Source organism: Veillonella magna, from assembly GCF_959600285.1.
In the GTDB taxonomy this organism is placed as follows: Bacteria; Bacillota; Negativicutes; order Veillonellales; family Veillonellaceae; genus Veillonella_A; species Veillonella_A magna.
The window spans coordinates 1-23,601 of sequence record NZ_CAUGKU010000019.1 but is presented as its reverse complement, the minus strand read 5'-3'; the positions used below and the strand labels follow the sequence as shown (position 1 = coordinate 23,601).

The window sequence follows — 23,601 nt, the reverse complement described above, 5'->3', positions numbered from 1 at the left end:
CTACGACTTAATACTACTACAGAGATTAGGTGACACTATGTTTTTACAATGGATTCGCGTTGAAAACTACCGCAACCTGCAAGAGGTAACGGTGCAATTTCATAAGCAGTATAATTATTTTGTCGGTGAAAATGCCATCGGTAAATCTAATCTGTTGGATTTATTGTCAATTTTGGCCAATACGAAGGGATTTGATGAAAAGGATTTTTTTGAAATCCATAAGCCTATCCGTATAACGATGGAAATCGAATTGGAAGAAGCGGAGCAGGGTACCTATTGGGATGAAGACGACAGTACGGTTAATACGATCACGTTGGTTGCCGAACAACTCTTACAGGAGGTGTATCCGCGGCTTTATCGACAGACGGATACAAAGCGTCGGCCCTTGCCGTTAGCATTGTTTCGCAAAATTTGCTATGTGTCCCATCGCGATACGTCGATTGCGTCATTGTATGAAATTCGGCAGTCTACCCTGGCGGGATTGGAAAAGCAGTTACATCAATTTTTAAGTTCCAAGGGACTGCCTGATTCTGCAGAAAAAGGCTGTCAATGGTTAGTGGGCGAATCCATATCTCTATCCGCTTTGACGGCACCGGTAGATTTATGTCGTGGATATGTGCCGGCAGGTATTTCTTTGATGGAACGATTATTGACGATGCTGGCGTATCATGAGCGCATGTCCGATTGTGGGTATACGCCGGATACGGAGCAACTGTTGCTGGTTGTGCAATTAAAGATGTTGGCATATTTATATGAACGCAGTCAAAGTATGGCTGCTAATCTGCGCGAATCACTGGTGTATGTATCCGGTGATCGGTGTTACTTGCCGCTGTTGGTCAGTGTGGATGAACCGGAAATTCGGCTGAACCCATATTTACAGCGCGCCGTGCTTAGCTGCTACCGCAAACTACTGTCTAACGAGAGCAGTTCCTTTTCGGCTCTTTTAAAGGGACTTTTCGGCATTGATGGTTTGCGGGGACAGCTTTTTATTGTCACTCATGCCACGGATGCTCTGATTGATGATTACCGCAATATCATTCGTTTTTATCGGGATACAAACGGGCATATCGCTACCGCCTGTGGGGCTAGTTTTTTCTTTCCCCGAGAACTGGAAAAACATTTGATTATGCATTTTCCGGAGGCTAAAGAAGCCTTGTATGCGCGGGCAATTATCTTAGTGGAAGGGGAAACGGAATACGGCAGCTTTCGTGGTTTTGGCGAACATATCGGAGTTAATTTTGATTACTATGGTATTTGTTTGATTAATGCGCGCGGTGAGTCGTCCATCAGTAAACTGGCTAAGCTGTTCCGAAGGTTTTCCATCCCTACGGTAGTGCTGTATGATCAAGATGTGTCCGAGAAGTATAGTCGCAATTCTAAGAATATTTTTTTTACGGACACGTTATGCTTTGAAGCAGAAATTGTAACGCACTTGCTAGGGCGCAAACGGCGTGATATATTAGATAAGATTGTAGCGGATTTGGTGGAGGACGGTCACGGTACGGTGACGCGGGACATGCTCAAGCGAGGGTTGGCAAAACTGTCAGTGCAGCGTACGCAAATATCACCGCGGCGTCTATCACATATATCCGACAGACAATATAAAGATTTAAAGGAGTATTACTTTTCCTGGTTTTACAGTAACAAAGGTGTCATCGTAGGACGACGCATCGCCTATCATTTGACGGATGAGCTGATACCACCGGTATTTAAAGCCGTGATTTGTCGAGCGCGCGACTTGGCGTTACACCATGAACAAAAGGAGGATTCACATGACAGAGATGAAATATGAATTCGGGTTGGTCGGCTTAGCTGTTATGGGGCAAAATTTAGCGCGTAACATTGCTCGCCACGGTTTTTCCATCGCCGTATACAACCGCACCCCGCAAAAGACGAAGGATTTTGTTGCGAATTACGGTGATGAAGGTACTATCGGCGGTGCTATGACTCCGGAAGAATTGGTACATATGCTGGCTAAGCCGCGTAAGATTATGTTCCTCGTGAAAGCGGGACAGCCGGTGGACGACATGATTCAGGCCTTTTTGCCGTATTTGGAACCGGGCGATACCTTGATTGATGGTGGCAACTCATACTTTGCCGACACTCGTCGACGTTGTAAAGAACTGGAAGCTAAAGGCTTCCGCTATCTCGGTGTTGGTGTATCCGGCGGGGAAGAAGGTGCCTTGAACGGACCGAGTCTTATGCCGGGTGGTACCCGTGCATCCTATGAAGAATTGGCGCCGATATTTACGTCCATAGCTGCACAGGTTACCGATGGACCGTGCTGCAGTTATGTCGGTGATGACGGTGCCGGTCATTATGTAAAGATGGTTCACAATGGCATTGAATACGGCGATATGCAGCTTATTTCCGAAGCCTACTTTATGATGAAGGAATTATTGGGCATGAGCGATGATGAAATCGGCGATGTATTTGAAGAATGGAATAAAGGTATTCTCGATTCCTATTTGATTGAAATTACCGCTAAGATTTTGCATGTCAAAGATAAGGAAAGCGGAAAGCCCTTAGTAGAATGTATTCTTGACAAAGCCGGACAAAAAGGTACGGGTAAATGGACAAGCCAAGAAGGTCTTGATTTGGGTGTGCCGATTCCGACAATTGCAGAAGCTGTATTTGCTCGCGGCATGTCGGCGTACAAGGAGGAACGTGTAGAAGCCGCTAAGGTATTGCGCGGTCCTAGCGCTACCTTTGCTGGTGACAAGAAGGCACTTATTGAAGCGATTCACTCCGCCCTATATGCATCGAAGATTTGCTCCTATGCACAGGGGTTTGCCCTTATTAAAGCTGCGGCTCATGAATATGGTTGGACGATTAATTTTGGAGATATGGCCCTTTTATGGCGTGGCGGTTGCATTATTCGTGCGGTATTCTTGGAAGATATTAAACGCGCCTTTACTAATCATCCCGACTTGGCAAACCTGCTCTTAGATCCATTCTTTAAGGAGGCTATCGAAACGCATCAGGACAACTGGCGCGAAGCGGTTATCGCTGCCAAACGATACGGCATTCCGACACCGGCTTTCTCATCGTCCTTGGATTATTATGACAGCTATCGCCGCGGTGTGTTGCCGGCGAATATGATTCAAGCACAGCGCGACTTTTTCGGTGCGCATACTTATCAGCGCGTGGATAAGGAAGGTACCTTCCATGCGGAATGGGAACAGCAATAAGAATAGCGATACGAACAGCAATAAGAACAGCAACACATAGTATAGTTAATAATATATAATAAAATCCCCGGTATTCGACTTGGTTTTCTTTGAAAGATGCGAAGTCGGATATCGGGGTTTTATATTTGTGAATTATTAGATTATTAGCGGCCGATGAGAAGACCGGCTGCGAAGAGAATGTGATACACGGTAGTACCCATAGCAGAAAATTTCATGGCCGCGTCCATGTTGATAGCATCGGCATAACGATCGAGAATACGCACGGCGCGCATAGCCGGTACAGTATATACGACCGCTGCTAACGACCACCAAGAGATGAGTCCGGCAAAAGCAAATCCTACGAGCCAAGCATTGCAAAAGGCAAATAGGATAGCCAAAAGTTGAATACCGGCAGATTTGCCGATGCAAATGACCAAGGTACGGCGACCGTGTACTTTATCATTACTGAAGTCACGAAGGTTGTTGGTCATCATGATGGTACCGATAAGAATAGTAGAAGGAACAGCGGGAATCAGTAAATCCCAGGTCAATGCATCGGTCCAGACGAAGGCAGTAATCATTACGATGGCAAACCCCATAGCTAAACCGGAGGCTACTTCGCCAAAGGGCGTGCGGGATAATGGCTTAGGACCGCCGGAGTAAAGCAGGCTTACTAAGATACAGAGTATGCCTGCAGGGATAAACCACCAAGTTACCAAGGCGGACAGGAAAAGCCCTAAGCACAAGGGGAAAATCGTAAAGGATACGGCGAGCCGCTTAATCTGTGAAGGCGCGATGCCTTCGCGGACAATGGAGCCACTGTTGCCGATGGCTTGGTTTAAATCAAGGCCGGACTTGAAATCGAAATACTCGTTCCACATATTGGCTGCCATTTGTGCGGATATCACACAAGCCAGTACCATAAGCGTGTAGGCTAAGCATACAGCGATGGGGTGTGCCGGGGTATGACTGGCATAGGCATACGCAGCGCCCAGTACTACCGGGCTAAAGGCTGCCGTCAGCGTACGGGGACGGACGAGTCTAAAAAACTGAGGGAAGGTCATAATGATAATCTCCTTTGTATCATGTTTGTATCATGAAGGATTCATTTTACATCAATATACTGTAATATAAAGTGGGTGCCGTATAACTGCACCAAGAACGTTAGTACTTGCTACTCATTGTAATTGAGCAATTCGATTATCATTGTAGCTTACTTTCAGAGAAAAGTAAAATCTAAGCCTGTCATAGTAGAACTGCATACGAGGCGGATTTTACAGTATACTAAGAGTGATTGATGCGGGTAATGTTATGAGGGTTAAGGAGGAATAGTATGAAACAATTACATACATCAGCCGTGATGAAGAGACACAATCTGTGGTCGCGTAAAAGTAAAAAACTAGCACTGGCCGTGATGGCAGCTGCGATTGTATCCATGGGCGGACATCTATATGCGGCAGATGCAACGGGAACACAGACGGGCAGCCAAGATATATCAACACCGGTTACAAAGACGGTATCACCGACCATTACTACCTCCGGCGTGAGCCTGACGACGATTGACGGTCAGGTACTTCCCTTACCGAAGGGAATGACGGTGACTACGGTCAGCTATGATGGGGCGGACAAGAAAACGCTTCAACATATGCAGACCACGGTGCCTCCGTTACCCAGCGATGTACCGGTGAAACTAAAAAAATTACTCGATGAATTGGCTAAGGTACAATCCAAGACGCAGTATCATCAGCTGCGTGGTGAAGATAAGGTTGGTTTGCATACAGCCTTTGTAGTGGAAGATCTTACGGATGGAAACATTATGCCACTCATGGATATGGCCAAGGAAGTTGTTGATGATAGTATGACGGACGCACAAAAGGGGCTCGCTACACTGACGACAACCTTGGAAAAGGAACGGGAAAGTGCGGTTTTACCGTCGTCAGTGGCCGGTGCATCTACAAAAGAGAAGACACATAAACTCACTGCCGAAGACTATAGTCGATTTATACAGCGCGTAAAAGGGGTGGAACAGTATGTAACTACCTTGCGCGGTGACTTGGATGCGCTATGGAAATTACAGCCGGCGTATCCGCAACAATATAGTCCGCTTGGTTACTACTTAGCGCATAAGGATTACTTAAATGACAAGGAAAGTCCTAAGACGGTGGATGATGCATATAAAGCGTATCAAGTATTAGATACGGGACGCAATGCATTAGTGTATTTAGGTGAATGGTATCTAGATGAACGGAATCGCGGTACTGTTGGCGAACCGATGAAGGAGGGAGAGCGCCGTGCGGCACAGGCAGGCCTTGATCTTCTAAAGAATACGCATTGGCATCAATATGATATTAATTTTGGTACACCGGTACAGACTGCACTGGGCAAAGGATTTTTATCTACCCAACGAGGCGCATTGGAGGTAGATGGCTTCGTATTTCCGTTGGGATTACTTACATTGGAACGCTATGAGAAAGATGGCATTACCTCGATGAGCGTTCTTACCAATGACTCGGATTATGAGTATTGGCAACAACAGATGAACGAATTATGGCAAGTGAAACAATAGAGACTGAGTAATTTTGAAAGGATGATAGAGATGTGTATACAATGGAAACGATTATTGCTTATCGGGGGTGTAACGACGGCAATCGCTGCACCGGCCGTGTGGGCAGCCGATAACGATTCGGCACGGACGATTGATTTGGGTGCTGTTATGCGTGGCGAGGCTACATCGGTAACGGCGCAGGAACCGGGCTTGAACGTGCTGGCTGATGAGGGGGTAACAGTGCGTAAGCTCTCTCAGTCAGATATGTCACCCATCATAAAACAAGTTGTTGATGAATATATTGGCAGTGTAGCGGCAGCGCATAATACGGATAAAGAAAAACGGGGCATGCAAATCGCACAGATGATTGCCAACGGTGATATTGATGTATATCAGCTACAGAAAACGAAAAACGATCGTCACTATACGGCGTGGATGGTAAAAGCGAGAGTTACACCGGATATGCTGGCCGATGCTATGGCAGGCAAGGTGAAGAAGTATTTGCCTGAAGGGTTACAACTAGGTGTACTCGGTGGTTCGTTGTATGCATTAGCAGGAACGACAGATAATGACGGTGCATGGCGCTTGCGCCCGGAAGTGGCATCCGTAATTTCACAGCGACTCAGCGAGGCATGGCAAAATAGTGATGAAGCATTGGCTGCTTGGCAGACAATGCAGGCTGTAAAGACAGGTACTAACAGTGATACGACGGTGACGCTGCGAGATCAGGAACCAGTGAAGCTGATGCATGGACAACAATATGATACCTTTGTCACGGGCACACGTGTCCAAGTACATACGAAAGGCATCCTTTTGCCGTACTACGTAGGTGCTGCCGTAGCTGCGGCACCGCAAACACCGATTGCTTACCTTATGATTACACCTGATGCAGAAAGAGATGTTATGTCTCCGTTATTAACGAAGCTGTTGAAATAAGCGGCGGTGATATAACCTGGTTATCGGTTACGGTAAGGTGTTCCAGTTCGAGAAGTCGTATCTTGATATCTAATCCGCCCGTATACCCGGTGAGCGAACCATCATGGCCGATGACGCGATGGCAGGGAATGATGATGGGAATTGGATTGTGACCTACAGCACCGCCTATTGCGCGGGCTGACAAGCCACCGCATTTGTTACCGTAAACGACTGTGGCTAAATCACCATAGGTTGTTAACCGGCCGTAAGGAATTGTTAAAAGCGCATGCCATACTCTTTTTCGAAAGTCGGTTCCTTCCGGTTGTAAAGGCGGCACGGGACCGGGATCATTTCCCTCTTCATAGGCGTGAAGCCAAGCTTCTGTTTCCTCAAAAATAGGTAAAGTCTTAGAAATATATTGGGCAGTCCCGATAGTATCATATTTTTGTGTGGGCATGGCAAGGCCGATGAGGTGAGTACCGTCGCTGTAAAGCGTGAGCGGTCCTAGCCGAGGCAGTGTTAACGAGTGTATATAGATGATGCGTTCATTTGATTGGGTGTTCATAAAAGGGCTCCTTCTTATTTGCGAGTATCTATAATTGTATTCTATCTGAAACACGTAGTAATGCCAACCGATAATGATGGTAACCTATGGAACGGGATTATTAATGATTTTAGCTTATTTATAAATTAATAAAAATGAATTATTGCGTTGTATATTTTATAAATTTCGAGTACAATAGACGTATAAATTTATTGTTGTAGGGGAACCTGCGAAAGGAGTTTTGATACGCATGAAAACAGTTCACACAGAACAGGCACCGAAGGCTTTGGGACCATACTCCCAGGCAATTGTAGCGAATGGCTTTGTATTTATTTCCGGTCAGGGGGGCATTGATCCGGCTACCGGCACATTGCAAGAAGGCGTAGAGGCGCAAACCTTGCAGGCTATGAAAAATATCGAAGCTATTTTGAAGGAAGCCGGTACAGACTTCTCCAAGGTTGTAAAGACGACTTGCTTCTTGGCAGACATCAATGACTTTGCCAAATTTAATGCTATTTATGCTGATTACTTTACCAGCAAACCGGCACGTAGCTGCGTAGCTGTTAAAGAATTACCGGCTAACTTCCAAGTAGAAGTTGAAGTTATTGCCGTTGTTGACTAATATGTATTAGTGTCAAAAGAACAACGAGATCGGTAATGACAGATCAAGACTATATGCGTGAAGCGTTGGCGGAGGCCCGCAAGGCCTATGCGATGGGGGAAATTCCTATCGGTGCTGTGCTGGTGCACGAGGGACAGATTATTTCACGTCATCATAATCGACGTGAAATTGACCATGATGCAACGGCACATGCGGAAATGCTAGTCATCCGCGAAGCTTGCGAATTACTTTCACGTTGGCGGTTGACCGGATGCGCGCTTTATGTTACTATAGAGCCGTGTCCGATGTGCGCCGGTGCCATTATCAACAGTCGTCTGGACAAGGTGGTATATGGCAGTAGCGATTACAAGGGCGGTGCCGTTGAGTCTTTATTCAATGTACTGAGCCATCCGGGATTAAATCATGAGCCCGTGGTAGTAGCCGGTGTATTGTCTGATGAATGCAGTCAGATTATGAAAGACTTTTTCAAAGAGCGGCGTGCAGCACGGAGAAGTACCCAAGTGGCTGAAGGGTCCGCACTCGAAATGCGGTAGGTCGGCAAAACCGGCGCGAGGGTTCAAATCCCTCCTTCTCCGCCATTTTTAGGAGCATAAGAAGAAATGTATCAATGTATTTCAGAATATAGCGGGCATGCGTATTTCTGAGGTTTTTGTAATTTGATACGTTTCTTCTTTTTTCTATTTTTACGGGTCTCTTTGCTCCCTGAATGCACCCTAAAATTATAGGGTGCATTTTTCTAATTTATTAATAACGTCATTTTGCATATTTTCTGTAACATGCGTATATATGCTTAGCGTAGTCTTAGGATCGTTATGGCCTACTCGTTGCATGATGGCCTTTAGGGGAATGCCTAATTCGGCTAATATGCTTATATGTGTATGACGGAATATATGCGTGGTAACATGTTTACCTTCAATTTGTAGCCGGCGTAAATAGTGGCCGATGTACTGGAGATTGTACGGGTTGCCCCGGTTAGTTGTAAAGATATAGCCTTTATCATCGTATCCTTTAAACCATAGAGCGCGTTTTTTATTTTCTAGGATAAAACTATCTAGGATTGATACAGACCGGCTATCTAAAGCCACATAGCGAACGGAATATATATTTTTAGGCGTTCCACGCACGACGTTACTATTTACCGATGTATGCTGTATAATAGTACCGTTTATGTGAATACGCCTATTTTCTTTGTCATAATCCTGTACGCGTAACGCTAGTAATTCGCTACACCGTAGCCCGGTGCGACTGATAAACTCCATCATGAGGGCTATAGGCTTATGTAGCTGGTGTAATTGGCGTAAGCACTCCCGTAATTCGTCATGATCAAGAAACTTTTCTTTTTTCTTAACCAACTCAGATGCAGTATATGGCTTGCGGTTTAATTCTACTTCAAGTATATCTGCTATATCACTAATTAGCCTCCTACGTTTGGCATACTTGTATATGCGCTTAATAGTTTGTAATACGGCATGGCAATACCCGTATGTAAGAGAGCCGTTATAATATAGTTCATACATTGCCTTTTCTATATCAACGGCGGTTAAATCGGCTAATTTTGCGCCATCGGGTAATATGGCCAGTGCTTTTTTTACGTGTAATTTGTGATTAACGGCAGTCATAGGCTTAACGGATAAGGCTGCGTGTTCTTGCCATTCTGTGGCCACACGGGCAAAGGTAATTTCTTTGTCCTCCTTTTCCTGTTCTTGCGCTTGCGCTATCTTTTCATATAGAAGCCGTGACGCTGTATTTTGCGCTATACGGCTATTAGAGTTTAATGTAATACTGATTTTCTTAGTACGGCCTTTGCTATCTGTGTAACGTTCGTTATACCGGTAACGAAGGCCTTTTTTTGTTTGTCTTTCTTCTATCCACATGGTACACCGTTATGTGACGGTATTGGACTGGCTAGCGGCTATAATTCGGTGAACATTGTAATGCTAGGAGCAAAGCCAACTTTTAATTCCTTGTAATCTAACGCTTCTATTAATTTGCTCTTTATCACTTCTAAAAGATGAAGATATAAGGCTTCGTTTTCGTGTTCAAAACAAGAACGCCAATTTTCGAAATCGTCATGACTTACAGAAACCAAAGCTATAGGGGGTTTTAGGCGAACATCTAAATTAAATATTATAAATGATTCGTCTACAAAATCCATTTTCACAACGACTTTTTGTTTATCGGCGGATACGGAAATAGCGAAGTCAAAAGGAAAATAACAGATAATGTCATTTACATCTAGCTTTAAGAATTTACATAGTTGGTTTAAATATGTGACATTAAGCATTTGAAACGAATTGTCATATAACCCTTGTATAAATGTCCTAGGAAGATTGGCCGCTTGGGATAAGCCGTAAACCGTCATACCTTTTCTTTTGTCTATAATCATTGATAGGTTAGAAATTATCATATTATCACCTCGTCACCATTGTATCATACATTGTTAGATAATATGAAGATGTAATTTTAAACAACAATGTTGTTGGCTTAAACTAAAATGTGTTTTAAAATAAAAATGTAATTTCAAACAACATTGTGAAGTAGAAAGGAGATTAAATAATGAGTTTAGTATTTAAAGCTGATATATCAGCACTGAAAAGGGCTATATTATTACAAAATGTCAATCAAAGCGCATTATCACAAAAAGCAGGCGTTACACCTGCAACAGTACAAAGGGTATTAAAGGGGAAGCCGTGCAATGTGGGGACAGCTAATAAATTATCTGAAGCATTAAGAATGCCGGTTGCCGAATTATTTACTTGTGACTAGGCGGTAACCATAGAGGGCTTTATTTTATTATCATGCAATCACCTCGGACAGTCCTCTGTGGTGACGTAGAAACGCAAAATAATAAGCGGTAAAAGTTTTTTCTATCTGAATTAAATTTGAAACACTTTATAGGCGATTTTAGAAAGGAGTTTTTATTATGGTGAATATTAAGCAAAAAACGGATGCGGTGCAGTATGTACAACCGTGTAAGCTGGTTAAGATGTACGGCATTTCTCGTACAACTGTATGGAGGTTGACTAAGAAGATGGCGGCTACACGTAAATATGCTAATTCATTTAAAAGGATTAGCCCTAGGTTGGTACTGGTATCATTGGTAGACTTTGACGAGTATATCAACTCTTTGGATCTAGCGTATGTTAAGGAGTAACCAAGATGAAGAAAATAGAGGCTATTAAGTTATTAGTGGATAGTTGCTTAAATGAATTAGACGAAGTGCGAGGCATGGAAGAATATAGCGCATTGCGGATGAGTATGTTACTAGCACAAAAAAATATTCAAGGTGCTATGCAGGAAGTGAAAAATTTACATGAAGAAGGGCGGTTGTTTCAATGAAGGAGAATAAAAAAAGTACCGCCGGTGCGGGAACACCAACGGTACAAAGTACAAGCCTTAATTTTCACAACAGATATTTTGGCTTATGCTTTAATAATACATCATTTGGAGCAAATAATACACCTATTTTTTTAGAAAGTGGGTGGTGGTTTTGACGTATTTAGAATTGTTGCAAGAGTTTGACAGATGGCAAACTACCCGAAGGCTAGGAGCTAGCGAAATTGCTTTGTGGTTTGGCTTAGCTCGTATATGGAATAACGCAGGAAGACCGATAGTACTTTCTGTGCCTTCTGTAAATTTGGAATTAAAAAGTGGGTTATCTAAAATGGGAGTTTTTAGAGCCCGAAAAAAGCTAGTGGATCATGGATTGATTGAATATAAAAAAGGTGAAGGCAATAAAAAGGCACCTGTATATAGAATTCTAACGCCTTGGAATGTAAGTAACAAAGTAAGTAACGAAGTAGGTAACGAAGTAAGTAACAAAAGCGAAGTAGGTAACAAAGTAAGTAACGAAGTAGGTAACGAAGTAGGTAACGAAGTAAGTAACAAAAGCGAAAGTAGGTATCAGAGTAAGTATCACAGTAAGTATCACAGTGATAACTTATACAGAGTAAGAGAAAGAGATATACATAATATATTTAATAGTGATGTTGAACCAACTAAAAAAACTAACCGATTTAAAATTCCAACCTTGGAAGAGATAAAGAACTTTATTCAAGAAAATAATTATCAAGTTGATGCAGAACGTTTTTTTGACTACTACGAATCTAACGGGTGGACAGTCGGCAGAAATAAGCCTATGAAGAACTGGCAAGCAGCTATACGAAATTGGAACCGCAACAGCTATTCTAATACAGGATATTCTGACGAAGTAAGCAAATCAAAGGAAACAGAACCGGAAAAAAAGGTGATGATCAACAGTTATGAGGAAATGCCGTTTTAAGGTGGTGATATTGTGAAGCTGAAGCAAGATACAGGGGGACTAATTGCGGAACAGGGACTTTGGTACAATACCCGGGATATAAACCGCTTAGCCATAATTGAAGAGGGATTGAAAAGTAGTATTGACGAAGTGAAGAAGGGCCTAGGATTTGAAACAAACGCATGGACTAGAGTAATTGCCGGATGTGATAGTAACGGAAATACATTTGAAAGAGCCGGCAAGGGAGAAAAAAGGCTTGCCGGTATACCGAGGAAATACGAAGCTTGCACGCTGGAAGCTGTTCGAAAAAAGACATGGCAATCTATGCAAAATGAAGGTATATCTTTAAAGCAAAAAGAAGGGTTTGCAAATTTTGGAAGGTATGCAAATAATTTACTGTCCAATATAAGCAAGGGGGCTAACCTTATGATTATCTCGGCAGTATACGGCGTAGGCTACGAATTAGCGGCGGCATTGGCCAATGAATGTAACAAGCTGGGGCGTGGGGCTGTGTGGACAACTCCCCATCAACTATTAAGGCGTGAGAGGTATGACAGCACGGAGCAGGCTAAGACGATCATAAGCCGAGCCAAAAAAGCTACATTACTAATTTTGGCATACCTAGGTACCGAGGACAGCAATAAGCGTAACAGGGCGGATCTATTCGATTTGTTAGCTGAACGGAAAGACGATAGGTTATCTACGGTAGTAATTACTTCGAGCGATAAAGAAGATTTGCTGAAAAAATACGATAACGATTTTTTAGGGCTGTTTTTGTCTGATACGGTTATTGCCGATGTACGTTAGATGATAAAACAGTAAAAAAAGTGGGTAAAAATCGCCTGTAATATGTTTCACGCTATACGTTGGATAGATTATACCTGATAAATATTTGAAACACTTTAGAGGTGAAATTACAAAGAAATGAACTATAAACGCCGAATGAACGCCGAAAGACTGAAAATAGAAGGGATGATTAAGATGTTGGATTGTGAAAAAATATATAAATTAAGCAGGTTCTCCTGTTTGGCTGATTTTACCGGTAGCGAAGAAGATGGAGTAGAAATTGTTGAATATATTGTGCGAAATATACGGAGTAACGAAAGTATGCCAATGGTGATATGGAAAACATTGGCAATCGGGAGAATTTTAGGGATAAGGGAAGAGAGAAAACGCAATGCGACAAGAAAAGATGTTAGGAAATGATAAGCTTTTTTTGAGGGTAAGGAGATTACTGTATGAAAGTACATGTTAGGGCGGATAACATAGAGCAAGTGACGCGTTGGGTAAATTATATAAAAGCCAATTATCCGGTGGGAAATGTTAAAGTAAAGCTAGATGAAAATGGGACTTATAATATTTACTATCGGACGCCAAAAACTGCATAAAACAATAAAAAAATAGGATAAATATGAAATGTTGATGTATAAACCTTGTATATAAGCCATGATGTGAATGCATAAGTAGAAATAAAGCATATATACAAGGTTTTTTGCTTGGATAAAAGAAATAATTACCTCCAATAATGATATATTATCGGAAGTAATGTAAAATCTATGTGATTTTCTTATAGATAAAAAAGACTATTTGGAATAATTCATACTGTAAATAATAGTATGCAAATATTTTTTATGATATAATTAATTTAGTACCGCTAGTGATATACTGGTAAGCAATATAAGCGTGGGAAAGACATGTGATAATGTCTTTCCTGCGCTTTTTTTTTGGTACATACTGAACTAACAGGGAAAAGAGGTAAAAAATGAAAGAAGAAAATAAAAATGATAAGAAGATGTTTACACAGGAAGAAGTAAATGGAATTGTACAGGAACGACTAGAACGGGAGCGGGCAAGATATAATAAAGATGCCGATAATTTAGTAGCTTTGCAAGAAGAGGTCACACGCTTACGGGCAGATTTAGAAACGGCAAACGCTGACAGATTGGAACAGCGAAAAAAACACACTTTAGCAAAAGGAAAAGCGGATTTATTGCAAGGCTTAGAAAAAAGGCGTTGTATGGATGCCCCTTTTATGGCAGAACTATTACATAATTGTATGTCTGTTGATGATAAGGGCGAACTAGTTATCACACGAGGGGATAAGCAAGTAACGCTTGATGAATTGCTGGACGATGTAATGGGGCGGGCTTGGTTAGTCCGTGATACGCAAAAACCGGGCAGCGGTGTAAGCGGTAGACCATTAGGTAATACCCAATCAGTGGATCCTGTACGTAAAATATTCGTGCGTGAGGGTGAAAAATAATGGCAACAATTAATTTAGCTACTGATTATAAAGGATATGTAGATGAACAGTTTACGGCAGAAAGTAAAACCTCTTTATTGACTAATCGGGACTTTGACTGGATAGGGGCGCATTCGGTGCGCATATATAAAGTGACTACTAGCCCCATGAATGATTATGGGCGTAATGGGGCGACAAGTAAGAACTGGAGCCGATACGGGGCAGTGAGTGACTTAGACGCAACAACCGAAGAAATGGCATTAAGTCGTGATCGGTCGTTTACATTTGTTATTGATAGCCTTGATATGGATGAAACCAAACTAGCGTTAGAAGCCGCCACGGCGTTGGCGAGACAACAAAGAGAGGTAGTTATACCTGAAATTGATATGTATGTATATCAAAAAATATGCAGTGGAGCAGGTACGAAGCCGGAAGCAGTAGATCTTACGGCAAGTAATATATATGATGAAGTATTGAAAGCGAGCCAAACGTTAGATGATGCCATGGTGCATGAAGTGGGAAGAGTGTTGTTAGTTACTCCGGCAGTGTATGCCATGATGAAAAAGAATGATGAAATCGTCTTACAAAGTGATGTTGGCAATGATTTACGATTGCGGGGCGTAATTGGTTTGTTGGATGGGGCAATGGTAATTAAAGTACCAACTATTCGTTTGCCGGAAAAATTCGGCTTTTTGCTTATTCATCCAATGGCTACAGTGGCACCTATCAAGCTAGAAGATTATAAGATTCATGATAATCCGCCGGGGATTAATGGTAACCTGGTAGAAGGTCGTATTTGTTATGATGCATTCGTGTTAAAAAATAAAGCTAAGGCAATCTATTATCAAGCTATCGTATAGCTGAGGGGGCAGAAAGCCCCCTTTTTGTTGAGGTGGTAATGTGAACTATCGGGCGTACAAGGAAGAAAAGTATATATTAAAGCAACGTAAGAAGCAGAAAGAACAGAAAAGGCAAAAAGAGCAAAAGGACAGAATATCATGTAGTGGATGTAATAAGGTGTGGCACACCCCCGTAGGATTGTCAGCCGAAGAATTGGAAATAAAGGCTTGTTTGATAAGATATAAAAAAATAGGGAAAGAAGCCCGAAAGCTAGAAGGTGAGATACAGGCATTTTATGGAGTACGTGGCAGTTCTCTGAGCGGTTTAGGGGAACGAGGTAGTAAAAGTAGAGGTGATATATCTGATGTATTGGTTGGACTAGAACGGAAAAAAGAACGGTTACTTGAAATATACAAGGAAATACAGGAAGGTATAGACTTGTTGTATGCTTTGCTGTGCCATGGGCTCACTCCGGGGCAATATGATTTTTTAACAGACAACTACTTTTATATTGTTCGGCATAGGGGCGATGATAAAAAGGCTATTCGGGCATTAACGGCTGCTATGAAGAGACACAACCGAGTATTTCCGATACAAAAAGAACCGGCCGACTATATGCCGACCGGATGAGGTGATTATATGTTATTGCTCCCTTTTGTGCTCCCTAGAATTTATTAGGGGCTAAGGATATAGATGTTTACTGGATTTTATGTGCTTATCCCTCCTTCTCCGCCATTTTCACGGGAGCTATAGCGCTTCGTTTGTATTATAACAAATTAGGTTATGATGCAGGCGAAGCGCTTTTTTGTTGTCTACCTGATACGGATATGCTATAGTAAATCGTACAATATGTTATCGAGTAGGTGGAGAGCATATACACAGCGAATCATATGTTATTATAATATGAACGTACGAACCGTTTTGAGAAGTAATTATCTGGATATACTGATGAGGTAACTATGGAATTCTTATGGACTTCGTTTGAAATTGTAGGCACTATTGCCTTTGCTATTTCCGGTGCATTAGTCGGGGTGTCACGACGCATGGATATTTTTGGTATGTTGGTGCTGGCTTTGGCCACGGCTATCGGTGGCGGTATTGTGCGTGATATATTAGTAGGACACTTCCCGCCAAATTCATTGCAGACGGGATTTTACGTACTGCTCACGTTGGCGGTGACAATAGCGGTATTCATGGTGTATCGTTCGAAACAGGATCATCATATGTCAACGCGTTGGGTACGTCGTATATATTTAACGGCGGATACGATTGGGCTGGCATCATTTACGGTGACGGGTACCAGTGTGGGTGTATATGCATATCCTCAATATCCTATTTTCTGTATGATACTGGGAATTTTAACAGCCGTCGGTGGCGGTATGATTCGTGATGTATTGGCTCAACGTGTGCCATCGGTGCTTCGGGAAGAAGTGTATGCGTTGCCGGCTATTATCGGTAGTGCTGTTTATTACGTATTTGGTTATGACGGTGCATGGCTATATGCTTCATACGGTTCCTTCATAACCGTTTTTCTTATTCGCACGGCAGCCATTCGTTATGAATGGAGTTTGCCCCGTGTTTATTAGATGCCTACCCTTCATGCCCCGTGTTTATTAGAGGTCTACCCTTAGTGTAGATTGTATCTGTTGCATCAATCGGTATAGGCAAAGAAAACACATTGCGTACACCGCCTTTATGGGCATTAGCTGTCGAGGTATATAGATTTGGATTTTCTCAACTGTTGTGAAAATGGTATAATAATAAAATACTAATAACCAACACGATATAGGTGATAAAGGAGTTGAGATACGTGGGAAGATATCTTTCCATGCTGGCCGGTGTGCTGGCAACGGCCGTCTTGTGGGGAAGCTCGACGGCGCAGGCAGAAACAATATTGTATGTGCCGCAGGATAATCGACCGGTAAGTCTGTCCTATACGGTAGACACGGCACGCGGTGCCGGATATACGGTGATTACTCCGCCGGAGCATTTAATCTCCGGTAGTAATTATCATGGGGAAGCCGATCAGATTTGGTCTTGGGTCGATGAAAATGCAGCACGTGCCGATATTATGGTGCTCAGTACAGATACTTTAATTTACGGTGGTCTTGTTGATTCCCGTAAACATGATCTCGCATTGCCGACGTTATTGAATCGCACCAAATCTATTGAATTGTTGCACAAAAAATATCCGCGCGTACCTATTTATGCTTTTGGTACGGTCATGCGTTCGCCTCGTGCCAGTGGCGGTGGTGTAGAACCGTCTTATTATGATTCCTATGGGCCGACGATTTTTAGAATTGCTGCGCTACAGGATAAATTAGACTCTGAAGGTCTGAGCGAAGACGAACAAAAGGATTTATTCAGTTTACAGGCGACGGTGCCGGTAGAGTTTTTACAAGACTGGTTTAACCGCCGTCAAAAGAATATGGCCGTCAATCGTGCACTTATCGATGCTACGCGCAGCGGTGTGTTCAAATATTTTGCGCTGGGGCATGACGACACCAGCTCGTTGTCGCAGTCGGCCATGGAAAGTCGTTATTTACAGCAGTACAGCAAGGGATTATCCAAACAACAGTATGGTAGTTTCCCCGGAGCAGATCAGCTGGGATTACTTCTTATGGCCAGAGCGTATGTAGATAAACAAGGGACCTCACCATCCTTTGAGGTTATCTATCCCTTAGGCGGTGGCGGTGAAACCTTGCCACATTACGAAGATCAAACGATTGCCAAGACGATTGCCGAACATATTGAAGCGGTAGGCGGTACGATGACCGTCAATGGTCGACCGGATATTTTGTTGGCAGTTAATACGCCGCTGGGCAAGGTGACGGGAGAATCGGAAGCCTTTGAAAATTTCCCGATGATTTCTAAGAGCACCAATGCATTCCTGGATCAGGTAGAAACAGCAATCAATGAAGGTGTGCCGGTCAGTCTGGCTGACATAGCGTACTCCAACGGTTCGGACAATACGCTGGTATATGGTTTGTACAAACGGGGCTTGCTCTACAAACTGGATGCCTATAATGGTTGGAATACGGCGAGCAACACCGTAGGTTATGCGATTGCACAGGGCGTATTAGGTAAGGCTATGTCGTCGCAGGCACATCAGGATATGCTGACACAGCAATATTTGGATAACTGGGCATATCAGGCAAACATTCGCAAAGATATTTACCGTATGCAAGACTCGATTCGCACGGATAATGTACGTTATACCGGTACGCTTAACGAAAAATTACAGGAATACTTAGTAGAACGTATACAGGATTTTGCCGATAAGTATTTAGGTGTCGATCCGCGTCGTGTATCGGCTCGCTTCCCGTGGGGACGCTTGTTCGAAACGGATATCAGTGTGTATGATGAACCGGTAGTGCCGTTGCAGAAAGAAATTCGCTTGGCGCGGGAAGCTGCTGAACGTGAACGCATCGCCCGCGAAAAAGCGGAACAAGAAGCGAAAGCCAAAGCAGAAGCGGCGGCTAAAGCGGCACAAAACGGTGAAGCAGCCGGTGTATCCCAAGCCGTACCTGTAACGAAAGAGCAGTAAGGAGGAGTTGTATGAAGCGCCCCTTTTTGCCGGAAATCACCTACATGCGCGGGCTGTGTATGCTTGGCGTCATAGCAATCCATGTCGGGTCGATTGCTCTTTTAAATCCGGCGGCCAATCCGCAACTCATCAGTGTGCTGGAAATTTTGTCACGCTTTTCGGTGCCGGCATTTTTCTTCTTGTCGGCATTTGGCTTGTTCTACCACACTCCGGTAGATGCCCCCTTCTCGTACGGTGCCTTTTTGCGTCGCCGTATACAGGTCGTGCTGTGGCCGTATTTAGCTTGGTCGTTGCTGTATAGTATTTACAGTGGCCTTACCATGCATAGCTGGGACGGTTTGCTACCGCGTTATCTACTGCCTACTTTGTTTTTCGGCAATGGTTATTACCATTTATATTTTATGGTTATCTTGCTGTGGTTTTATTTGCTCATGCCTGTGTGGCGCGTTATAGTGCGCGCCATTTTGCCCCATCCAGTGCTATGGCTGTCAGTGATTTTTATTGGGCAAACGGCGTTTAACTTTTACTTTGCCTATTTTGGCGGACACATTGTCTTTGAAAATCCGGCATTACAGTATGCATACTCTATGCGCCTTAATTACTGGGTGGCTCATTATGTGTGGATTTTCTTGTTGGGAGCGGTATTGGCTGAAAAGTATGAAGTGATTCCCGCGTTGTTTTGGCGATGGCGCGTTGTGTTGACCACGGTGTTCGCCTTGTCGATCATGGCTATGCTGGGCGGGTATTACTACGTTATGAATGAGTGGCACTATACCTTATTGGAAGCTATTTATACCATTCATCAGCTGAGTCCGATGGGCATGGTGTATACCGGAGCAGGAACGCTTTTCTTCCTCTTTTATTTTCAGGCGTCGCCGATTTCGGATACGGCTAGGGCCGTATGGGAGCAGTTGGGAGAGCATTCTTATGGCATTTATTTAATTCATCCCTTTATGCTTATTATAGTTACCGCGTGGATGACGAAGATGAACTTTGCTTATACGGTACCGGCAGTTATTGCCCTCTATGTATGTGCGGTGTGTATGTCATATTTAGGAGCTTTGGCGCTAACGGCAACACCGAAATGGCTGCATCGAATTTTACTGGGCCATTGATGATGAAACAGGATGAGGCGGAATATAGCGATGAAAATTTACGTGTCGATTGATGACCGGTGTGTGATATAATGAAAGAAATCTGAATGAAAGAATCATTTATAGAAGAATGACCTTGCGGGATATAACACATGTTTTGAAGGCCATTCATCAGGAAATGGAACTGGTTAAGAGAGGTGTATGTCGGATGAAAGAATTAACCTATTTTAACGGCGAATTTGTGGAACCCGGTGAAAAATGTGTAAGCATTGATGATCGCGGATATTGTTTTGGTGACGGTGTATATGAAGTGACCCGTGTATATAACGGTCGTTGCTTTGCCTTTTCCTATCATCAGGATCGATTGTATCGTTCCATGCGTGAAATGGATATTCCTGTAAAAATGCCGCCGGATGATTTACAGGAGCTCCATGAAATTATGATTGAGCAAAGCGGTATTACCGATGGCTACATTTATTTACAGATTACTCGTGGCGTGTCGCCGCGTCATCATGCGTATGATCGCTCCAAGCTGGAGCCGACCATGCTTATGTATATTCGCCCCATTGAAGAAGATTTGAGTAAGCTGGCAGCCGGCGTAAAAGCAATCAGCTTACCGGATGAACGTTGGCTTCATGTGGATATCAAGACATTGAATTTGATTCCGAATATTTTGGCGCAGACGAAAGCAGAAAAGAAATTTGCGTACTCCGCTATTTTATTCCGCGATGATGTATGCACCGAAGGGGCCACATCAAATGTGTTTGCTGTGAAGGACGGCATTTTGTATACGCATCCGGCGAATAATTTAATTCTGAAAGGGATTACCCGCCAGATGATTGTTACTAAAGTAGCTCCGTCATTAGGCGTTACGGTTATTGAAAAGGCATGCAGTCGCGAGTTTATTGAAAATGCGGACGAATTATTCTTTACGGATACTATCGGCGGGGTTATCCCGATTACTAAGCTTGATCGCAAGCCGGTAGGAAATGGTGAACCGGGCCCTGTGACTATGCGCCTTCGTGATGGGTATGAAAAATTGTTGCATGAAGGTATGGCATAAGCATGAGCGTTAGAACAATTACAGGGACGGCAGTCTTGCTGGCCGTAGCCCTGTTGGCGCAAGCGTTGCGTCTTTTTGTACCGATTCCCAATACAGTGAGCATGTTTCTCATCGGTACAATCGTAGGCCTAGCTATGGTTATGGCGACTTGGCGATACGGCACCACCTCGGGGTTAATCATCGCATGGGTGACACCGGTGGTAGCTTTTATGCAGGGAATGTTGCCTTTCATGCCATTTATTCCTATTGTGGGATTAGGTAGTAGCGTCTTTGTGCTGTTGGCCTATGTTATGAAAGGTCGTAATAGCATCTTGGCAGCTATGATCTGTGCGTTGGGTAAGGCAGCGGTATTGTACGGAGGCTTTACTATCCTGTTTATGGGGATACACATCGGTGGACCAATACGTACGGCAATTCTTTTTTCCATGGGATGGCCACAGCTGGTAACCGGGGTTTTGGCAGTACTCTTTGCTGCTCTTATCGATCGGCGTGTCGGTTAATCCTTGCGGCTCATGGCTGGTAACGATGGTGATTCAATCAATTACCATTGATGTTAATGCTATTGATGTTACTATGCAAACGATATGCATCCTGAACTGCCCTCAATTATTAGACGTTACGTCTAACGGTTGAGGGCAGTTTATCTCTTTGTGGGAGATTTTGTAAAGGCGGCTATCAAGAGTGTTCTTTTTGGCCGGATGGATATATGTATATTCATAGTTGCAAAGAAGGAATAAACATATGCAAAAAACAACAGACAAATAAAACGGATGACTATTGACAGTATACTTTAAGAATGATATGCTTTTATCACAGCAAAATTATATATGGTTCATCAAGAGTTGACTGAGGGACTGGCCCTATGAAGTCGCGGCAACCATCCGTAAGGAAACGGTGCCAATTCCAACAAAGCAAATGCTTTGGCAGATGAAGATTACGGTAGCTCTTCATTTGTGTGTGAAGAGTTTTTTTATTGCGTAAAAGGAGAGTGTTCACATGATTGAACTGACTCATATCAGTAAAGTCTACGACGGACCTAATAAGGTAACAGCACTCAAGGATATTAGCTTATCCATTAAGGAAGGCGAAATCTTTGGTGTTATCGGTCAATCCGGTGCCGGTAAATCCACGTTGATCCGTTGCATCAATATGCTGGAACGCCCTACATCAGGCTCTGTCTTGGTGGACGGTGTAGAAATGACAAAGTTGGACGGCAATGCACTACGCGAACAGCGTAAAAATATTGGGATGATTTTTCAACATTTTAATTTGTTGTCCTCCCGGACGGTATACGAAAACGTAGCATTTCCTTTGGAATTGCAGGGCATGAGCAAGGATGAAATTCGTCAACGCATTTTGCCTATTCTTGATATCGTAAAATTGAGTGATCGATTGGATAATTATCCGTCGCAACTATCCGGTGGTCAGAAGCAACGTGTTGGTATTGCACGCGCTTTGGCCAGCAATCCGAAGGTATTGCTTTGCGATGAAGCTACCTCGGCATTGGACCCGCAGACGACAAAATCCATCCTGGAATTGTTGAAGGATATTAATGAAAAGCTAAAGCTTACCATCGTTCTCATTACACATGAAATGCAGGTTATCAAAGAAATCTGCGATCGTGTAGCTGTTATCGAAGGGGGTATTATTATTGAAGAAGGTCCGGTATTGGATGTCTTTACCGCACCGAAAGAAAAAACAACCCGTGAATTTGTAGGCTCTATTATTAGTCACAAATTACCGGAAGAAGCATGGCGTCATCTAAATGTGCAAAAGGAGTGGCATGACGGCTTGTGCCCGCTTATCCGTTTGAACTTTACCGGTGACGTGACGGATGAACCGATTGTGGCCGGTATGATTCGTCGTTTCGGCCTTGATGTAAGTATTCTTTTCGGCGGTGTCGATTACATTCAGGATACCAGCTTTGGTCATTTGATTATTGTGTTGAACGGGTCCCGTGAAAGTGCAGAACAAGCAGTGGCGTACTTGGAAGGGCTTCCTATTAAAAGTGAGGTGATTGGCTATGTCGCAGCAAATCATTAATCTTTTGATTCAAGGCTTGGGCGAGACGCTGCAGATGACGGCGATTTCTACTATCGTGGCAATGATTGTGGGCATACCGTTAGGTGTTGTTTTGGTTATTACCGGGAAAGGTCATATTTTATCCAATAAGGCTGTTAACTCGACCTTAGGGGCGGTAGTAAATGCATTGCGCTCCATTCCGTTTATTATTTTGATGGTAGCCATCATTCCTTTAACCCGTCTTATTGCGGGTACCTCTATCGGTACGACTGCAGCTTGTGTGCCGTTGACGATTGCCGCCATTCCTTTCTTGGCGCGGTTGGTGGAAACCTCGATTCGTGAAATCAACAGCGGTGTTATTGAAGCAGCACAAGCTATGGGGGCTTCGCCGTTCCAGATTATCCGCAAAGTATTGTTGCCGGAAGCATTGCCGACAATTATCGATAATGTAACGGTGCTCATCGTTAACTTAATCAGCTACTCCGCTATGGCCGGTGCTATCGGCGGCGGTGGCCTCGGGGATATCGCTATTCGCTACGGCTATCAGCGATTCCAAGGGGATGTTATGTTGGCGACCATTATTATCCTCATTGTTTTGGTACAGCTCATTCAATCCATCGGTGATTTCTTATCCCGTAAGGTGAATAAGCGTTAATACGAGAAAAGAAAAAGAGAAAAAGTAAAGAGAAAAAGTAAAGAGAAAAAGTAAAGAGAAAAAGTAAAGAGAAAAAGTAAA

Annotated in this window: 28 protein-coding genes, 1 tRNA gene and 1 riboswitch; of the genes, 25 read left to right on the top strand and 4 right to left on the bottom strand. The window is 43.3% G+C overall.

Going from position 1 to position 23,601, the window contains the following annotated elements:
• Nucleotides 1-37: 37 nt before the first annotated feature.
• Both Q5873_RS09180 and gndA read left to right on the top strand, forming a co-directional pair.
• On the top strand, nucleotides 38-1,792 hold the full coding sequence (locus Q5873_RS09180) for an ATP-dependent nuclease (protein WP_303060511.1): 1,755 nt from the start codon (nucleotides 38-40) through the stop codon (nucleotides 1,790-1,792).
• Nucleotides 1,773-3,191 (top strand): NADP-dependent phosphogluconate dehydrogenase, encoded by a 1,419-nt coding sequence (gndA, locus tag Q5873_RS09175; protein ID WP_303060510.1) that lies wholly within the window; start codon nucleotides 1,773-1,775, stop codon nucleotides 3,189-3,191. Before Q5873_RS09180 ends, gndA begins: the two co-directional genes overlap by 20 nt.
• Nucleotides 3,192-3,334: 143 nt before the next feature.
• On the opposite strand, the gene Q5873_RS09170 is transcribed toward gndA, so the two are convergent.
• Nucleotides 3,335-4,234 carry a 1,4-dihydroxy-2-naphthoate polyprenyltransferase gene (locus Q5873_RS09170; protein WP_303060509.1) on the bottom strand — a complete coding sequence of 300 codons (900 nt, stop codon included), beginning with the start codon at nucleotides 4,232-4,234 and terminating at the stop codon, nucleotides 3,335-3,337.
• Between the two features lie 269 nt (nucleotides 4,235-4,503).
• On the opposite strand from Q5873_RS09170, the gene Q5873_RS09165 reads away from it, so the two are divergent.
• Nucleotides 4,504-5,736: a hypothetical protein gene (locus Q5873_RS09165; RefSeq protein ID WP_303060508.1), complete on the top strand. Its 1,233-nt coding sequence runs from the start codon at nucleotides 4,504-4,506 to the stop codon at nucleotides 5,734-5,736.
• Nucleotides 5,737-5,766: 30 nt separating this feature from the next.
• Nucleotides 5,767-6,651 carry a hypothetical protein gene (locus Q5873_RS09160; protein WP_303060507.1) on the top strand — a complete coding sequence of 295 codons (885 nt, stop codon included), beginning with the start codon at nucleotides 5,767-5,769 and terminating at the stop codon, nucleotides 6,649-6,651.
• Here Q5873_RS09160 and Q5873_RS09155 read toward each other — a convergent pair.
• The gene (locus tag Q5873_RS09155; RefSeq protein WP_303060506.1) at nucleotides 6,617-7,195 is read right to left on the bottom strand and encodes a methylated-DNA--[protein]-cysteine S-methyltransferase; all 579 of its coding nucleotides are present in this window, start codon (nucleotides 7,193-7,195) and stop codon (nucleotides 6,617-6,619) included. The two genes, Q5873_RS09160 and Q5873_RS09155, sit on opposite strands and share 35 nt — an antisense overlap.
• Nucleotides 7,196-7,424: 229 nt before the next feature.
• Here Q5873_RS09155 and Q5873_RS09150 point away from each other — a divergent pair, with 229 nt between their 5' ends.
• The 3 genes from Q5873_RS09150 to Q5873_RS09140 all read left to right on the top strand — a co-directional run bounded on the left by Q5873_RS09150 (nucleotide 7,425) and on the right by Q5873_RS09140 (nucleotide 8,374).
• The gene (locus tag Q5873_RS09150; protein ID WP_028255390.1) at nucleotides 7,425-7,796 is read left to right on the top strand and encodes a RidA family protein; all 372 of its coding nucleotides are present in this window, start codon (nucleotides 7,425-7,427) and stop codon (nucleotides 7,794-7,796) included.
• Nucleotides 7,797-7,831: 35 nt separating this feature from the next.
• The gene (gene tadA, locus Q5873_RS09145) at nucleotides 7,832-8,329 is read left to right on the top strand and encodes a tRNA adenosine(34) deaminase TadA (RefSeq protein WP_288189951.1); all 498 of its coding nucleotides are present in this window, start codon (nucleotides 7,832-7,834) and stop codon (nucleotides 8,327-8,329) included.
• A tRNA-Ser gene (locus Q5873_RS09140) sits at nucleotides 8,283-8,374 on the top strand. The genes tadA and Q5873_RS09140 overlap by 47 nt, the downstream gene beginning before the upstream one ends.
• 141 nt (nucleotides 8,375-8,515) lie before the next feature.
• Here Q5873_RS09140 and Q5873_RS09135 read toward each other — a convergent pair.
• Together Q5873_RS09135 and Q5873_RS09130 are read right to left on the bottom strand one after the other, a co-directional pair.
• Nucleotides 8,516-9,670: a tyrosine-type recombinase/integrase gene (locus Q5873_RS09135; RefSeq protein WP_303060505.1), complete on the bottom strand. Its 1,155-nt coding sequence runs from the start codon at nucleotides 9,668-9,670 to the stop codon at nucleotides 8,516-8,518.
• A gap of 38 nt (nucleotides 9,671-9,708) precedes the next feature.
• Nucleotides 9,709-10,203 carry a helix-turn-helix domain-containing protein gene (locus Q5873_RS09130; RefSeq protein ID WP_303060504.1) on the bottom strand — a complete coding sequence of 165 codons (495 nt, stop codon included), beginning with the start codon at nucleotides 10,201-10,203 and terminating at the stop codon, nucleotides 9,709-9,711.
• A gap of 149 nt (nucleotides 10,204-10,352) precedes the next feature.
• Here Q5873_RS09130 and Q5873_RS09125 point away from each other — a divergent pair, with 149 nt between their 5' ends.
• The 18 genes from Q5873_RS09125 (at nucleotide 10,353) to Q5873_RS09040 (ending at nucleotide 23,520) form a co-directional block, all read left to right on the top strand.
• On the top strand, nucleotides 10,353-10,562 hold the full coding sequence (locus tag Q5873_RS09125) for a helix-turn-helix domain-containing protein (RefSeq protein ID WP_303060503.1): 210 nt from the start codon (nucleotides 10,353-10,355) through the stop codon (nucleotides 10,560-10,562).
• Nucleotides 10,563-10,719: 157 nt separating this feature from the next.
• Nucleotides 10,720-10,950 carry a hypothetical protein gene (locus Q5873_RS09120; protein WP_289088957.1) on the top strand — a complete coding sequence of 77 codons (231 nt, stop codon included), beginning with the start codon at nucleotides 10,720-10,722 and terminating at the stop codon, nucleotides 10,948-10,950.
• 5 nt (nucleotides 10,951-10,955) lie between these two features.
• On the top strand, nucleotides 10,956-11,135 hold the full coding sequence (locus tag Q5873_RS09115) for a hypothetical protein (protein ID WP_303060502.1): 180 nt from the start codon (nucleotides 10,956-10,958) through the stop codon (nucleotides 11,133-11,135).
• On the top strand, nucleotides 11,132-11,290 hold the full coding sequence (locus tag Q5873_RS09110) for a hypothetical protein (protein ID WP_303060501.1): 159 nt from the start codon (nucleotides 11,132-11,134) through the stop codon (nucleotides 11,288-11,290). The genes Q5873_RS09115 and Q5873_RS09110 overlap by 4 nt, the downstream gene beginning before the upstream one ends.
• Nucleotides 11,287-12,078, top strand: coding sequence for a hypothetical protein (locus Q5873_RS09105; protein WP_303060500.1), 792 nt, complete (start codon nucleotides 11,287-11,289; stop codon nucleotides 12,076-12,078). Before Q5873_RS09110 ends, Q5873_RS09105 begins: the two co-directional genes overlap by 4 nt.
• 12 nt (nucleotides 12,079-12,090) lie before the next feature.
• Nucleotides 12,091-12,864: an ATP-binding protein gene (locus tag Q5873_RS09100; protein WP_303060499.1), complete on the top strand. Its 774-nt coding sequence runs from the start codon at nucleotides 12,091-12,093 to the stop codon at nucleotides 12,862-12,864.
• Between the two features lie 117 nt (nucleotides 12,865-12,981).
• Nucleotides 12,982-13,263, top strand: coding sequence for a hypothetical protein (locus tag Q5873_RS09095; protein WP_303060498.1), 282 nt, complete (start codon nucleotides 12,982-12,984; stop codon nucleotides 13,261-13,263).
• A gap of 32 nt (nucleotides 13,264-13,295) precedes the next feature.
• The gene (locus tag Q5873_RS09090; RefSeq protein WP_303060497.1) at nucleotides 13,296-13,445 is read left to right on the top strand and encodes a hypothetical protein; all 150 of its coding nucleotides are present in this window, start codon (nucleotides 13,296-13,298) and stop codon (nucleotides 13,443-13,445) included.
• Nucleotides 13,446-13,819: 374 nt separating this feature from the next.
• Complete coding sequence (locus Q5873_RS09085; RefSeq protein WP_303060496.1) at nucleotides 13,820-14,320, top strand: hypothetical protein; 501 nt, start codon at nucleotides 13,820-13,822, stop codon at nucleotides 14,318-14,320.
• Nucleotides 14,320-15,159, top strand: a complete 840-nt coding sequence (locus Q5873_RS09080; protein ID WP_303060495.1) for a hypothetical protein — start codon at nucleotides 14,320-14,322, stop codon at nucleotides 15,157-15,159. The genes Q5873_RS09085 and Q5873_RS09080 overlap by 1 nt, the downstream gene beginning before the upstream one ends.
• Nucleotides 15,160-15,199: 40 nt before the next feature.
• The gene (locus Q5873_RS09075) at nucleotides 15,200-15,769 is read left to right on the top strand and encodes a hypothetical protein (RefSeq protein ID WP_303060494.1); all 570 of its coding nucleotides are present in this window, start codon (nucleotides 15,200-15,202) and stop codon (nucleotides 15,767-15,769) included.
• 329 nt (nucleotides 15,770-16,098) lie between these two features.
• Nucleotides 16,099-16,725: a trimeric intracellular cation channel family protein gene (locus Q5873_RS09070; RefSeq protein WP_205088237.1), complete on the top strand. Its 627-nt coding sequence runs from the start codon at nucleotides 16,099-16,101 to the stop codon at nucleotides 16,723-16,725.
• Between the two features lie 242 nt (nucleotides 16,726-16,967).
• A complete protein-coding gene (locus Q5873_RS09065) occupies nucleotides 16,968-18,686 on the top strand; it encodes a DUF4127 family protein (RefSeq protein ID WP_303060520.1) in 1,719 nt (572 codons plus the stop codon).
• 11 nt (nucleotides 18,687-18,697) lie between these two features.
• Complete coding sequence (locus Q5873_RS09060) at nucleotides 18,698-19,801, top strand: acyltransferase (protein WP_303060493.1); 1,104 nt, start codon at nucleotides 18,698-18,700, stop codon at nucleotides 19,799-19,801.
• Nucleotides 19,802-19,988: 187 nt separating this feature from the next.
• Complete coding sequence (gene dat / locus Q5873_RS09055; protein WP_028255387.1) at nucleotides 19,989-20,843, top strand: D-amino-acid transaminase; 855 nt, start codon at nucleotides 19,989-19,991, stop codon at nucleotides 20,841-20,843.
• Nucleotides 20,844-20,845: 2 nt separating this feature from the next.
• A complete protein-coding gene (locus Q5873_RS09050; protein WP_288189946.1) occupies nucleotides 20,846-21,343 on the top strand; it encodes a hypothetical protein in 498 nt (165 codons plus the stop codon).
• A gap of 329 nt (nucleotides 21,344-21,672) precedes the next feature.
• A riboswitch (SAM riboswitch) is annotated at nucleotides 21,673-21,777 on the top strand.
• A 62-nt stretch (nucleotides 21,778-21,839) separates the two neighbouring features.
• On the top strand, nucleotides 21,840-22,886 hold the full coding sequence (locus tag Q5873_RS09045; protein ID WP_028255385.1) for a methionine ABC transporter ATP-binding protein: 1,047 nt from the start codon (nucleotides 21,840-21,842) through the stop codon (nucleotides 22,884-22,886).
• On the top strand, nucleotides 22,867-23,520 hold the full coding sequence (locus Q5873_RS09040; RefSeq protein WP_028255384.1) for a methionine ABC transporter permease: 654 nt from the start codon (nucleotides 22,867-22,869) through the stop codon (nucleotides 23,518-23,520). Before Q5873_RS09045 ends, Q5873_RS09040 begins: the two co-directional genes overlap by 20 nt.
• The last annotated feature ends 81 nt before the right edge of the window (nucleotides 23,521-23,601 follow it).